General features: G+C 35.2%; 9 protein-coding genes. 4 read left to right on the forward strand and 5 right to left on the reverse strand.

Features of this window, described 5'->3' with window-relative positions; all coding sequences use genetic code 11:
- Window positions 1–510: 510 nt before the first annotated feature.
- The 4 genes from nagB to ACWA1F_RS09185 all read right to left on the reverse strand — a co-directional run bounded on the left by nagB (window position 511) and on the right by ACWA1F_RS09185 (window position 5985).
- Complete coding sequence (nagB, locus tag ACWA1F_RS09170; RefSeq protein WP_456893492.1) at window positions 511–2439, reverse strand: glucosamine-6-phosphate deaminase; 1929 nt, start codon at window positions 2437–2439, stop codon at window positions 511–513.
- Window positions 2440–2463: 24 nt separating this feature from the next.
- Complete coding sequence (locus ACWA1F_RS09175) at window positions 2464–3843, reverse strand: sugar MFS transporter (protein ID WP_456893494.1); 1380 nt, start codon at window positions 3841–3843, stop codon at window positions 2464–2466.
- Window positions 3844–4006: 163 nt separating this feature from the next.
- The gene (locus ACWA1F_RS09180; RefSeq protein ID WP_456893496.1) at window positions 4007–4888 is read right to left on the reverse strand and encodes a sugar phosphate nucleotidyltransferase; all 882 of its coding nucleotides are present in this window, start codon (window positions 4886–4888) and stop codon (window positions 4007–4009) included.
- Window positions 4889–4893: 5 nt separating this feature from the next.
- A complete protein-coding gene (locus ACWA1F_RS09185; RefSeq protein WP_456893498.1) occupies window positions 4894–5985 on the reverse strand; it encodes a mevalonate kinase family protein in 1092 nt (363 codons plus the stop codon).
- A gap of 232 nt (window positions 5986–6217) precedes the next feature.
- On the opposite strand from ACWA1F_RS09185, the gene ACWA1F_RS09190 reads away from it, so the two are divergent.
- Complete coding sequence (locus tag ACWA1F_RS09190; RefSeq protein WP_456893500.1) at window positions 6218–7258, forward strand: LacI family DNA-binding transcriptional regulator; 1041 nt, start codon at window positions 6218–6220, stop codon at window positions 7256–7258.
- Window positions 7259–7534: 276 nt separating this feature from the next.
- Here ACWA1F_RS09190 and ACWA1F_RS09195 read toward each other — a convergent pair whose 3' ends face one another.
- On the reverse strand, window positions 7535–8173 hold the full coding sequence (locus ACWA1F_RS09195; RefSeq protein ID WP_456893502.1) for a carbohydrate-binding family 9-like protein: 639 nt from the start codon (window positions 8171–8173) through the stop codon (window positions 7535–7537).
- A 677-nt stretch (window positions 8174–8850) separates the two neighbouring features.
- Here ACWA1F_RS09195 and ACWA1F_RS09200 point away from each other — a divergent pair.
- From ACWA1F_RS09200 to ACWA1F_RS09210, 3 genes are all read left to right on the forward strand, one after another.
- Window positions 8851–11937 (forward strand): SusC/RagA family TonB-linked outer membrane protein, encoded by a 3087-nt coding sequence (locus ACWA1F_RS09200; protein WP_456893504.1) that lies wholly within the window; start codon window positions 8851–8853, stop codon window positions 11935–11937.
- A 36-nt stretch (window positions 11938–11973) separates the two neighbouring features.
- A complete protein-coding gene (locus ACWA1F_RS09205; protein WP_456893506.1) occupies window positions 11974–13482 on the forward strand; it encodes a RagB/SusD family nutrient uptake outer membrane protein in 1509 nt (502 codons plus the stop codon).
- A gap of 94 nt (window positions 13483–13576) precedes the next feature.
- Window positions 13577–14983 (forward strand): aryl-sulfate sulfotransferase, encoded by a 1407-nt coding sequence (locus tag ACWA1F_RS09210; RefSeq protein ID WP_456893508.1) that lies wholly within the window; start codon window positions 13577–13579, stop codon window positions 14981–14983.
- Window positions 14984–15073: the final 90 nt, after the last annotated feature.

Raw genomic sequence — 15073 nt, forward strand, 5'->3', positions numbered from 1 at the left:
TCTTGCTTCTCTTGCAAAGCTATTAATATTTCAAACAATTAGACCGTTAAAGGGCGAATTATTTTTAAACCATATAAGCTATGTAAGAACATATAAACTGTGCGCTTAAATAAACTTTGCGATTTTAAGGTCATATAAAAATCATTTTAAACCATATAAGCTATATAAGAACATGTAAAACTATGCGCTTAAATAAACTTTGCGATTTAAGGTCATATAAAACAATCATTTTAAACCAAATAAGACATACAATACAAGTAAATACATACAGTACGCTTAAATGAGCTTTGCGATTCAAACCCACCCAAAACTTAAATTTACTTATATCACTTATATGGTTTAAAAACTTAGAACCTAAACAAAAAAAGAAGCAAGAAAAAAGAACCTAATATCGTTCCCTCTTCCTGCTTCAAAAATATTATTTAAGATTATAGATTCACCAAAAAGCTAAAGATTTACACAAAGATTAGAAACCTTTGCACCTTTGTCTCTTAGCACCTTAGAACCTTCTTAATAGTGCCATCTCACAAAAGCCTCCATTGCCGCATACGTTGCCAAACCTAATTGGTGGTACAATTCGGCTGTTTCGCGGTTTCTGTCTTCAGCTCTTTGCCAAAACTCTCTTGCATCTGTTCCTTGGAAAACAACTCCGTCTTTTTGAGATTGGTGTTTGAAGATTCCGTGACGTTTTGCTAAAACCTGATCTGGACTCATTGGAACTGCCATTTCAACTTCGTCGATTCCCCATTCTTGCCAAGCTCCACGGTACAACCATAACCAGCAGTCGTTCATGAATTCTTTTGGTTTTAAAACTTTAACCGCTTCAAAAATAGCATCCAAACAAACTTTGTGCGTTCCGTGTGGATCTGCTAAATCTCCTGCTGCGTAGATTTGGTGTGGTTTAATTTTTTCGATTAAATCAACTGTCAGCTGAATATCTTCTGGTCCGATTGGTTTTTTCTCGATTGTTCCTGTTTCATAGAAAGGCAATTCCATAAAGTGAATCTGCTCGTCTGGAAGACCAACAAAATAACTTGTAGCTCTCGCCTCACCTTTTCTAATTAAACCTTTAATGTAGCGAACTTCAGGAATATCAATTTCACTGTTCTTTTTGTTCTGCAAGAAAGCTTCTGCTTTTTTATAAATGTTATCTGCTTCTTCGCTTTTGATTCCGAATTTTTCGTTGTAATCAATTACGAATCTTGCAAAACGTAATGCTTCATCGTCAGCAACTGCAATGTTTCCAGAAGTCTGGTAGGCAACGTGCACTTCATGCCCTTGCTCTTGCAGACGCATGAAAGTTCCTCCCATACTGATAATATCGTCATCGGGGTGCGGAGAAAAAATCAGCACACGTTTTTTAGCTGGCTCAGCTCTTTCTGGACGGTTTGAATCGTCAGCATTTGGTTTTCCACCTGGCCAACCTGTAATTGTATTTTGTAATTTATTGAAAATTTTAATATTCGTGTCGTAAGCTGGACCAGAATCTGCTAGCAAATCGCTCATACCATTTTCGATATAATCGGCGTCTGTAAGCATTAAAATTGGTTTTTTAAGATCCAATGCTAATCCTAAAACCGCTTTACGAGTTAATTTATCAGTCCAAACAATTTTCTCAACCAACCAAGGCTTGTTGATTCTTGTTAGTTTTGAAGAAGCTTCTTTATCTAAAATAAAAACGGCATTGTTGTGCTCTTGCAAAAATGAAGCAGGAACTCTATTTGTAACTTCATCCTCAACAGATCTCTTTACAATATTGGCTTTTCCTTCACCCCAAGCTAATAAGATTACTCTTTTTGCTTCCATGATTTTTTTCACTCCAAGCGTAATTGCTGTTCTTGGCGTATTATTTAAACCGTAGAAATCTTTACTCGCAGCAACTCTCGTAATATGATCTAAAGCAACCAAACGTGTTTTAGAGTTTTGAAGCGAACCAGATTCGTTAAAACCAATATGCCCGTTACCTCCAATTCCAAGAATCTGAAGATCGATTCCGCCTAAAGCTTCGATTTTAGCTTCATATTCGTGGCAGTAATCTGCAATTTGTTCTTTTGTCAAAAGTCCGTCTGGTACGTGAGCATTTTCAGGTAAAATATCGACATGATCAAACAAAAGTTCTTTCATGAAACGAACATAACTGTTGATTGAGTTTGGTTCCATTGGATAGTATTCATCCAAGTTAAAACTGATTACGTTCTTGAAACTCAAACCTTCTTCTTTATGCAAACGCACTAATTCAGCATATAATCCTTTTGGAGAAGAACCGGTTGCCAAACCCAAAATACATGGTTTTGCTTCTTTTTGTTTTTCTCTGATTAAAGCCGCAATTTCCTGCGCTACTTCTTTTGAAGCTTCCGTAGAGTTTTCAAAAACAACTGTATTGATGTTTTCGAATCGTTTTTCGAAACCTGTTGCTTTGTCGATTTTACTTTTTAACATGATATATTAATTTTTATTTTTTGTTCAACTATTCCATTTCCTGTACTTATGCCCTTTTACAGCATAAAACAAAATCATTGCATAAGAAGGCAACAACATTAAATACGCCAATTGATTTCCGCTTTTTGAAACATCTTGCAGATTTTTTGCAACATTTGCCGAATTAATGCTTTCGGTAATCATTCCGTAAAACAATGGAAAAACAGCTCCACCAATAATTCCCATAATCAATATAGCGCTTCCTATCTTTGTGTAACCTCCCAAATCCTGCAATGCCATTGGCCAAATCGCCGGCCAGCATAATGCATTTGCCAATCCTAAAAGTGCTACCAAAAGTATTACCAACGGTATATTTGGAGTACCAGGAAACGCAATCATTATTTTTGGCGAAATCAAAACAATGGCCAAAACTAGTATTAAACCTAAAATCCCAGACACTTTTAAAGCTGTAACTTGAGAAACATATTTAGGTATCAGAACTATTCCAAGAACGTATCCGACAACCATTGCTGACATCGTAAATGATGTTAATTTGAGGTAGAAATTTCCTTCTTCACCGTAAACTCCAAGCTGTTTCCCAAAAGCCCCAATAGAATCTCCCGCCAAAACTTCTGCAGATAAATACAGCATTAAAGTAATTACTCCTAAAACCAGTTGTGGATGTTTGAAAGCATTTTTAATCTGTTTAAAAACACTCAAATTCGACACATTTCCTTCTTCATCCAAATCAATTTCTGGCAGAGGAGAAAACTTAACCATCAAAGCTAAAACAGTAATAATCAACCCCATATAAAGATAAGGAGTTTGTAATTGCAAAGCAAGAGAATTTAATGCGTTCGTTTTTGCAGCTTCACCCATCAGAGCAATTTTGTCTGCGGTAAAGTCCTGCATATTAGATAAAACCAAAACCGTAAGCACTATTGGCGCTACAAATCCAGCTAGTTTATTAGCAATCCCTAAAACACTGATTCTTGCCGCGGCGCTTTCTCTTGGCCCAATTACCACAACATACGGATTTGAAGCTGTCTGCAAAACCGCTAAACCAGTTCCCATTACAAAAAGCGCTAATAAAAACAAGAGAAATGTACGGCTTGCTGCTGCAGGATAAAACATAAATGCTCCAGCGGCAATAATCAATAATCCTAAAGAAATTCCGTTTTTATATCCCACTTTTTCAATAATATAAGAAGAAGGAACTGCCATTACAAAATAGGCAATATAAAAGGCAAAAGTCACAAAATAGGCTTGAGAAGAAGTAAGCTCGCAAGCTAACTCAAAAAACGGAATAAGTGGCCCGTTAAGCCAGGTTACGAATCCTAGAATAAAAAACAATAAGGTTAAAATTACCATCGGAACAATGGCGCTTTTTTTCTCTACCTGTAATGTACTTTGAATGTTTGTCATAATTTTTTGTTGATTAGTTATAGATTTATTAATTCAAAATCTAAATTAGAATCAACTCTCACATTATTGATTGCGTAATTTATGCAAATATCTGCATTTTTTTTGCAAAACAAAAGTAGTACATTAAATTTCCTTATTCTCTAATTTAGATATCAAAGTTTTGTTAATTTTTGTTATTCCAATTTAAATCAGGATAATATTTTGCCAAATATGTTTTTACATCGGCAATATCTTCTTTCGCAGTTAGGTCTGGAACATGCTCAGAAAACGGAATTCCGACCGTAGCATTCGGATTTTCCTTCACGGAGTTCAAAAGCACCGTTGGCAGCTCCTTTTCGTCGCGCTCTGGGTGAACGGGACAATTTTTAAGATGTATATATAAGGTCTTACCATTAAACTTAAAAGCATTCATACTCACGCGTATTTTGCCTTCCCTATCCTTATATTGTTCCAAAACTTCCTCTGAAGGTTTTTCTAAAATATCCAAAAGCTGATTATTCTCGTCTAATTTCGCAATCGCAAAACGAGAAATGCGCTCCAACGGAAAATCCATTGCATCTCTATCATAACTAATAAAAGCGTTCGGACTTTCGGTTTCTCTCAGCACACGCAATGCTTCTGCCGAATACAAGTTATCGCTATTGCAAACCGAATAAAACTGTGAATTTAATTCTGGATATTGTTCAACAGCCTGAAACAAAGCATCAGCAGTCCCAAAAGGTTTTATTCTTCCCTCAGGAATATACTGAACTGCAAATGAAATAGTAAGTCCATGAAAATCATTATCCTTCATTTTACTTCCGTAAAACTCTTTAAACAATTCTCCTTGCTCTCCTATTATAATGTAGATATTTTTGTAACCCGCTTTTTTGGCATTCCACAAAAGATAATCCAACAAAGGTCTTCCGCTTGCGCCAACACCTATCAAACCTTTACTTCTTTCGTTGGCCTGAGCAATTTCTTCTGGAGATAAATTGTTTGTAACCGCTTCTTTTTTCATTCGAGAAGAAGCTCCGCCGGCTAAAATCACTAAATTGTCGTGCATTTTATTTAATTTTCAATATTATCAATAATTCGTACTCCGGGATCAACATTTACCGCATACGCTTCTTGTGCTCCAGCGTCTAAAATCGCTTTTATAACCGCATCTTCATTCTTAGGATCAGCAATTACAACAATGCTTCCGCCTCCGCCAGAACCCACAATTTTTGCTCCGTATGCACCCGCTTTTAGCGCTGCATTGATCATGTCATCAATTCTCGGAACGGTAATTTTAAGGAGATCGCGCAAAATTTCATGATGTCCATTCATTAAAGCACCAATTTTTTTTAGATCCAAAACTGGTTTTTCAAATTCTTTTAAAGCTTCTTTGGTATAATAATAATTTTTAACCGCCGCTTCAAAAAACGGAATCAGGCGATCTGGAAGACAGTTTCGATATTTCTCTACATCTTCAGCTTCAGAAGCATTTAAATCAAACTCTGGATAATTCTGTTTTACCAGATCAATTGCCATCAGCGCATTTCCTTTTATTTCTCCAAGTAACCCGATAGTTTCTTTTGGAACTCCAGAAACTCCTGTAATAAGACCTTTCAATTCCGTTCCGATTACATCAAAAGAAAATGGCTTTTTAGTATTGATGTACACAATATTTCCGACGCCAATACTGAAATGATCCATCATTCCACCAGGTTCTCCATGCTCTAAAACCTCAGATTCGTATCCTAATTTAGAAAGAAATTCAGGCGTAACTTCATGATCAATTCCGAAAGCTTCAATCAAGAAACGAATCCAAGCCATTAATAAAGCTGACGAACTGGATGTTCCTGAATTAATCGGAATATCTCCGGTAATGGAAATCGTATAGCCAGATGTTGGCACGCAACCATGCCTACGCAGTACCCGCAGCGAGGAAGCAAAGTAATCTCTTGGTTCTAATTTTTCAAAAGCCTCGTGTATATTGATAATTCTAATTTCATTAATATCAATCATATTCAGAACAAATGTATCGGTCTGATTTTCTTCTGCAATTAATTTAATATTTCGATCTATCGCACAGGCTATAACAGGCAATCCCAAATAATCTTGATGATCTCCAAAAAGACAGGTTCGGCCGGGAGCTAATGACGTAATTTTTTTCACTTAAACACTTTGTGTTAAAACACTTTAATTCAATAAATTAAAACGTTATTTGGTTGTAAATTTATTTTATATTTTCGGTTTTGATTTCACGAAACTATAGATTATATTTTTATAAAACAAGAAAAAATACAAAAATGTGCTCGAACACACTATTTTTATGTTCTCGAGCACATTTATTAATTCTTACAAAAAAATCACGTTTATTAAATCAAAGTTTTTATATTTGTTCTATATGGATAAAAAGTACACGATTAAGGATATTGCACAAATGGCTGGAGTTTCTAAAGGAACTGTTGACCGTGTTCTGCATAATAGAGGAAAAGTCTCTCCTGCTGCACTCGAAAAAATCAACGAAGTTTTAAATGTCATTGATTACGAGCCCAACTTAATTGCACGAAATTTAAAAAGCACGAAAGTTTACCGCATTTGTGTTTTGCTTCCCGATCCTGTATTTGACCCTTATTGGCTTCCTTGCGTTAACGGAATACAAGATGCGATTAAGGAATTTAAAGCCTACAATGTCGCTATAGACATCCATTATTTCAATCCAGAAAGCACTAAAGCTTTTTTAAAAACCAACGAAACGATTATTGCACAGTCGCCAGATGCGGTTTTACTGACTCCTCTTTTTCATAAAGAAACCATTGAAATCATAAAGCAATATGACGAACTGGGAATTATTGTCAACACTTTCAACAACCAGGTCGAATCTTCTTCTATAAAAAGTTTTGTGGGTCAGGACTTATATAAAAGTGGCCGTGTTGCCGCTAGTTTGATGAATCTGATTCTCCCAAAAGGTCAGATTGCCATTATTCATATTGATGAAAGCCTTAAAAATGCCGTTCACATGCAGGAAAAAGAACGAGGATTTAGAAGTTATTTTGATGAAAAAAATCTTCCTGATTTTTCTGTAACTACATTAAAACTAAAATATTCTAATATAGAAAATAAGCTTACGGCTTTCTTAAACGAAAATCCAGATCTAAGCGGTATTTTTATTACGACTTCCAAAGCTTATCAGATTGCTTCTATCTTATCTTCGGTTACAGATAAAAAAATTGCTCTGATTGGCTACGATTTAATTGATAAAAATGTTAGTTTTTTAAATCAGGGATTGGTTCATTTTTTAATTCATCAAAATCAAAAAAGACAGGCTTATTTGGGCGTGAGCACTTTGGCAGATCATTTTATTTTCAGGAAAGATATTCCCGAGACTATTTTGCTTCCTATTGATATTATTAATGTGGAAAATGCTTCTTTTTACACTAACTAAGGGATTCGCCACAAAATCCTAAGTAGAGAAGTTTTTTTCCATTTGTCAGTCTGAGCGAAGTCGAAGACCGCACAAGTAACTCCACAATGAGAAGCTACTTTTTTTCGCCACAGATTAAAAGGATTTTCATGATTTTTTTTTATGTTTCACGCAGATTTAAAAAGATTTCAGCAGATTAAATTAGATTTGAATTTACTAAGACACAAATCTAATATTCGCATTACAACACAAAGCTTTTAATTAAAAAAACTTTGTGTCTTTGCGCCTTTGCGGCAATTATCCCATCAAAATAAACTTCCCGAAAGACGAAGCGATATGAAAATTCGGTTCTGCAGTATTTGGATTCACCCATGAAATCCAAGTTGGCTGATATTCTCCTTTTTCGTCTTTAGAAAACTTGGCTCTATAAACTCCTGTTTCAATTGTATTGTTATGAACTAAATCTAATTCTTTTAACGATTCAATACTAATTGCGCCTGCAACTGTAAAAGAAACCTCATCTGAAGAAGATTCTAGTTTTATATGATTTTGAGGCCATTTCCATTCGTAATCAAAAACTTTATTAGGTAGCGCGTGAAAATCCAATAGCCTTGTTGACGGATCGATTTCTAAACAATAATAAGGATTAAGACTATCATTACTTCTAAAAAAAAGCTCCACACGATCTGAATTGCAAATGCTGTCTACGCTATCATCTTTTTGGTCGATATAAACATCAGTATCAAAAACTCTAAAATTAAAATAGAAGTTTTCTTGATCCCAAAGCGCGCGAAATTCGATTTTTAAAATTGGATTATCATTCCACGGAGAAGAAAAATCGGTTAAACAATTTGCTTTTTCCCAGAAAATCGGATTTAAAATTTCATTCTTGCCAGCTTGATTTTTATCAATTAAAACTACTTGATATTCCTTCACAATACTAATTCTTAAAATTTGTTAATTTTTGATTTTTCAAAAAGCTGAAATCCATTCTAGATTCGGCTTTTTTAATCCCATCATTTTTGAATAAGCCAAGTTAGTTCAAAATTGAGTAAATACCATTATTCTTTTCAAAATAAACTCAAAATTTTGCACGTAAACCCATAAGAAAAGCCTGTTTAATTTTTATATTTTAGGATTAGTAGTTGCGAAATTCACAAGTTTTTACAAAATCAGCAATTATTATTCAAAAAACACCTTATTTAAGCCTACTCATTATTTCGAAAATATTTTAAAAATATCTCATCTTTTTAAGTCCAAAAAAACGTTTCGCACAATTTTATGTGCTCGAGAACATAAATTTTGTGTGTTCGAGCACATTTTTTGTGTTTTTTCTTGTTTTATAAAAATATAATCTCTAGTTTCGTCAGAGATTAATCTTAAAACTAAGTTAATTATGCAAAATTTAGGGTGATTTTTAAGCTTCTAGAAAGAAGAAAACAGAACTAAACAGGCATTGTTTAGAGTGAAAAAGAAAACCTCTGATTTGCACAAAAAACAACTCAATCAAAACTTAACTAAAAAGACAAAATGAATTCCACGATTAAAAAAGAAGTCTAAAACCTACAAACAAGAAAAAAACAATTAAACATTAACCAAAACCAATTTAAAGTATGAAATTATTAACCCAAAAAAAGCCAAGAGATTTTCGGATTAACAATTTATCCCGCAAAGAAATCGGAATAACGGTTCTCTCGTTATTAGTTTTTACATTTCAAGCTTCTGCAGCTTCTTCTATACATATTTCAGACAAGAACAAAACGGCACTGTTTTTTGAAAAAACAGTGAAAGGAAAGGTTACAGATGAAAAAGGCTTGCCTCTTCCTGGTGCCAATGTTGTAGTGAAAGGCACAACAAAAGGTGTTCAGACTGATGTAGACGGAACTTTTGCTATTACGGTTCCAGATAATGCTACAAAACTGGTCATTACTTTCATCGGAATGGAAGATCAGGAAGTAACTATTGGAAACGCTCCTCTAAAAATTGTCATGAAAGAAGCAGGGCAGAAACTAGAAGAAGTGGTAATTGGATACGGAAAATCTAAGAAAAAAGATCTTACCGGTTCTGTGAGTTCGCTTAGCAAAGACAATTTAAACTTGGGCGGAACGGTTGCCAATGTTGGTCAGGCGCTGCAAGGACGCGCTTCTGGAGTGCAAGTGCAGCAAAATAGCTATGCGCCAGGAACAAATCCTTCAGTTGTAATAAGAGGTGGAAACTCAATCAATACTTCTAATGCTCCGCTGTATGTAGTTGACGGATTCATTACCAGCACTGGAGCTTCTATTAGTCCAAATGATATTGAAAACATTCAGATTCTTAAAGACGCTGCTTCTACAGCAATTTATGGTGCGCGTGGAGGAAATGGAGTAATTTTAATTACCACTAAAAAAGGTAAAGCTGGAAAAATGAATGTTGAAGCAGAGATTTCAGACGGTTTTCAAAATATTATAAAAGAGCCTTCTTTATTAACTGGACAGCAATATGCAGACATTCAGAATGCAATTAATGCTGAAAACGGAAGACCTCCACTTTTCCCTTCTAGTTTTCCTGTTGCCAACACCAATTGGTTTGACGCGGCAACTCGTCCGGGAGAAGTGTTAAACAGAACGCTTACTTTTAGCGGAAGCGATCAAAGTTCGAAATTCTTTCTTTCTGGAAACTATTTAAAACAAACGGGAGCTATCGTAAACACTGATTTCGAAAGATATAGTGTGAGAATGGGTGGCGAAAAAAGATTTAGCGAAAGATTGAATATGGGCACAAACGTTTATGGCGCTGTGGCTGAAGGAAATAATAGTGATTTTGGCGATAATATTTTATCTCCAATGTTCTCTATTCAGACAGCTCCTCCAACTATTCCAATTTACAATCCAGATGGTTCATATTACAAATTTCAAGGAAAAGACAATGCTTTGGCTCTTTTGCTGGAACCTACAGACCACACCATCAACAGATTGGTAAACGGAAGCATGTTCTTAGATTATCAGATTATTAAAGGCTTAACGTATCACTTTGGTGCTGGTGCAGAATGGCAGGAAAATATTCAAGGAAAATATACTCCTAGTACTTTAGTAGCTGGTGCAGCTTTGAAAGGTTCTGGTTCTGAGGAAAATAAAACCTATTTCAGATGGAGTACAGAACAATATTTGACGTATAAATTTGATATTAAAGAGGTTCATGCCATTACTGCAATGATTGGTACTTCGAACCAAAAAGACACTTACGAAAGAGTAAGAGCCGCTGGTACTGGTTTTTCTAATGATTTATTGACGTATTACAATCTGCAAGGTGCTTCGGTTTATTTGAAACCTGAAACAGAAAAAACAGAAACGAAACTGACTTCTTATTTTGGAAGGTTAAATTATGCATTCAACGATAAATATCTAGCCACTTTTACAATCAGAAAAGACGGTTCTTCTCGTTTTGGGCCCAACAACAGATTTGGTATTTTCCCTTCTGGTGCGGTTGCGTGGAAAGTGTCTAACGAATCTTTTATGCAAAACGTAAAGGCAATTTCTGAACTTAAACTAAGAGCGAGTTACGGTATTACAGGTAGTGACGGTATTGGAGATTACTCGTACATGAGCCGACTAACTTCTTGGGGTGTTACCATTGCTCCAGACGATTTCGTGGCTGGTACAGAACCTGCAAACTTAGCCAATCCAAATCTTAAATGGGAAGAAACAGCTCAAACTGATATTGGTCTGGATTTAGGTTTATTTAATGATAAACTTTCTATTACATTCGATTATTACAAAAAAAGAACGACAGACGCGCTTTTAAATGTTCCTGTTGGAGGATGGTGGGGCTTTGGTACGCAAAGAATTAACTCTGGAGTTATTGACAATCAAGGTATTGAATTAGGAATCACGACAACAAACTTTAGATCGGATAAATTTTCTTGGACAACTTCATTAAATCTGGCTTACAACAAACAAGAAATTGTGTCTCTGGCTGATAATGTAAAAATCATCAGTACAAACACTTCTAACCCGAGTGGAACAGTTTCTGGGCAAGAATTTACAAGATTAGAGCCAGGAAAAGAAATGGGTGTTTTATTTGGTTATAAATATGCTGGAGTAATTAAAACTGGAGAAACTTATGCTCCTCAGCCGTTATCTGTGCCTGGAGATCCAAAATATGTAGATGTTGATGGAGACGGTACGATTACAGCAGCAGACAGAACGTATTTAGGAAATTCTATTCCGCATTATGTGGCTGGTTTTAATAACGATTTCAGATACAGAAATTTTGACATGAATATCTTTTTCCAAGGTGCTTTTGATTATTCTGTTTATAATATGACTAAAATGGTTGGAGAATCTTCTACCAGTACAGATGCCTTAAACCGCTGGGTTGCTGGAACGAATGAAAATACAGATATTCCGAGAGACGGTTATTACAAAAGCAAATACGGAAGTTATGTGAATTCAAAATTTGTTGAAGAAGCTTCTTACCTACGTCTAAAAAATGTTTCTATTGGATACACTATTCCTGAAAGCGCTTTGAAAACAGTAAAATTTATTGACAGCATCAGATTATATGCTATCGGACAAAATTTATTGACGATTACCAATTATTCTGGAAATGACCCTGAAGTAAACGGGCATTCTTCTAATAATTTAGGTGGAGGAATTGATTTTAACTCGTTCCCTGCTTCAAGAACTTTTATACTTGGAATTAAAGTAGCCATTCACTAGTCTAAAATGCTTTTTAGTAACATTAAATTGATTCAAATGAAAAAATATACAATCTTATTACTTTTACTTACCGCTGGGGCACAAATTTCGTGCAACCAAGACCTTGATCCCACGGTATATAGCAGTTTGACTAATACTAATGGATACCAAACAAAGTCAGATGCTATTGCGGCCATCAATTCTATTTATGGAAGATTAAAAGGTCCGTCTGTAGGCGATAACTTTTCGTATTGGGCTACGAGACACTTTGCCTTAACAGATATTGCTACAGATTTAGGACATTGCCAATTTGGTGGAGATCCTGGACAATTGTCACTAGGAACTTGGAATTCTGCTAACGGACTTCTTAAAGAAGACTGGAACGCGATGTACAAACTAATTGCTAATGCAAACAATGCCATTTTCAACATTCTGCCTATGGGGGGCATTACAGCGGCAGAAAAAGCACAATTTATTGCAGAAGCCAAATTCTTAAGATGTTCTGCTTATATGGATTTGACAGATTCTTGGGGACCTGTAATTTTAATTACCGAAGCAAACTTAGGGAATCCTGGATACTTAGATCAAACTCCGCCATCATCTGTTGAAGAAATTGATGCTTTTATGATTAAAGAATTAACAGAAGCAGCGGATGTTCTTCCTCTTAATTATCAAAACAATGAAATTTATGGCACAAACGATGTAGGACGTGCTACAAAAGGTGCTGCGCTTACACTATTAGCTAAATTGTATTTAAGAAGCCACGATTGGCAAAAAGTAGTTGCTTTAACCAAACAAGTAATGGATTTAAACCAATACAGTCTTTATCCTTCTTACTTAGGTTTGTTTAAAGAAAGTAACAAATGGTGCAGCGAAAACATCTTCTCTTCTTTAAGTGATGCCAACACAAACGGAACTGAATTACTAAACCATTTTGGGCCAGTTGATCACCCAGTTGTTCAAAACAGATGGCAGTATTATACCGTAAACTGGGATTTTTACAACACTTTTGGAGACGAAGACGAAAGAAAACAGTGTTTCTTCCCAGAATTTATGGGTACAGATGGTTTATTGCACAAACAGCCTCCGTACTTAGGCGCTGAACCGCCAGAAGGTGAATTGTACATGCAAGACGTTTCTACAAAAAAATATGCTGATGACGAAACGACAACGTATTACGATGGTCATAGTGTAAACATTCTTCGCTATGCTGATGTTTTATTGAGCAGAGCCGAAGCGCTAAACGAAATCAGCGGCCCAACTCAAGAAGCAATCGATCTTATCAATCAGGTAAAAGGAAGATCTCACGCCAAACTTCTAGTTTTATCAGAACATACACAAACTAGTTTGCGAGATGCTATTTTGCAAGAAAGAGGCTGGGAATTGTTTTATGAAGGAAAACGTCGTGCCGATTTAATTCGAATGAACAAATATGATGTTTTGGTAAACGCTTATCATTTAAGAGTTGGCGAGGCCGCTTTGATTAAAATGCCACAAAACAAATATTACACATATCCGCAGAGTCAGGTAGATCTTAATCCAAACTTAAGCAACGCCGACAGATAATAAAATGTATTTCAAGAACAGGCAGCAAATAGTCTGTCTGTTCTTGATTTTTATATAAAAAGTGCTTTTCTGTTTCACAAAAGAAGCTTTTCAGATGATCAAAAAATTAATTTTAAAAGGAAGTTTTATTTTAGTCCTGCTTACATTGGCAAGCTGTTCTAAAAACCAGATTATCTCCAATATCAATATTGGCACTCATGGCAACAACGAATTGAAAATTCAGATCGATGTTACTACGAATGACCAAGCTCAGGTATATGCAGAATATTGGTCGGATAAAAAAGGAAACCAAAATAAAATAACCTCTCCTATCTCAAATTCTGGCCTTAAACATTCTTTAGTGCTTTACAACATTATTCCAGAAACCAATTATAGTTTTCAAATTGTTACGGTTCAAGGCTCCGATAAAAAAACAAGCAAGGTTTATACTTTCAAATCTAGAAAATTACCAGAATGGCTTCAAAAACAATTCAAAGCCAATTGTCCAAAGCCTGAGTTATTGCCAGAAAATTTCAAAAAAGGTTTTATGCTTTTAGCGAAAAGAGAAACTCCGGGAACGGCATACATTGTAGATTACAAAGGAAATTTAAGATGGTATCATACGCTTGAAGGAACAGGATTTAAAGTAGCCCATTTTACAAAAGAACAAAGTATTCTTTCTATTTTAGGAACAAACGACGAACCAACAAGCTACGGAAGTGAAATTCTTGAAATCAACCTTCAAGACGATACTTTAACCCACATCAAAAAAGGACAAGGCGATTTAAAGCAGACTATTCATCACGAAATCATTAAAAAATCGGCTAACGAAATTGTGACTTTAACTGTTGAAGAAAAAATAATAAACCTGAAATCTGTCGGTGGAAAAGAAAAAGATACTGTTAGCGGTGACGGAATTGTAATCTTAGATAAAAAAGGAAAACAACTTTGGAAATGGACTGTTTTTGATGATTTAGATCCGCTAAAAGACAAAGATATTTTAAAAACAAAAAAAGACTGGACACACGCCAACAGTTTGAATTATGACAAAGACGGCAATTTTCTGATTTCTTTTTACAACAACGGCCAAATTTGGAAAGTAAATGCTAAAACAGGAAAAGTAATGTGGAAATTAGGAAAAAACGGAACCATGAAAATGGCTCCAGAAAGCAATTTTTCTCAAGCACACGCTGCACACATCGATCAGGAAGGAAGTTTATTATTTTTTGATAATGGTGTAGATAAAAAACAATCTTCTGTTTTTGCTTTAAAAGTAGACGAAAAGAACAATGCCGTAAAACTGAATTTTCAAATCAAATTGCCAAAAGACATTTACAACGACAGAATGGGAAGCGCTTATATGATCAACAAAGATTTGATTTTGTGTTGCTGTTCAAAAAGACATATTACCGTTTTAACGAATAAAAAAGGAGTGCTTTTATGGGCGTTGGAATCTGAAATTCCGCCTTATCGCACGCAATTTATTGAAGAAGAAAAAATGAAACCATTTCTTCTTAACTAATGACGATCTTCCTGCAAGGTTTTCAAAACCTTGTAGGTCTAATTATAAAACGAATACCTACGAGGTTTCGAAAACCTCGCAGGAGAAGAA

This window comes from Flavobacterium erigeronis, from assembly GCF_054075165.1.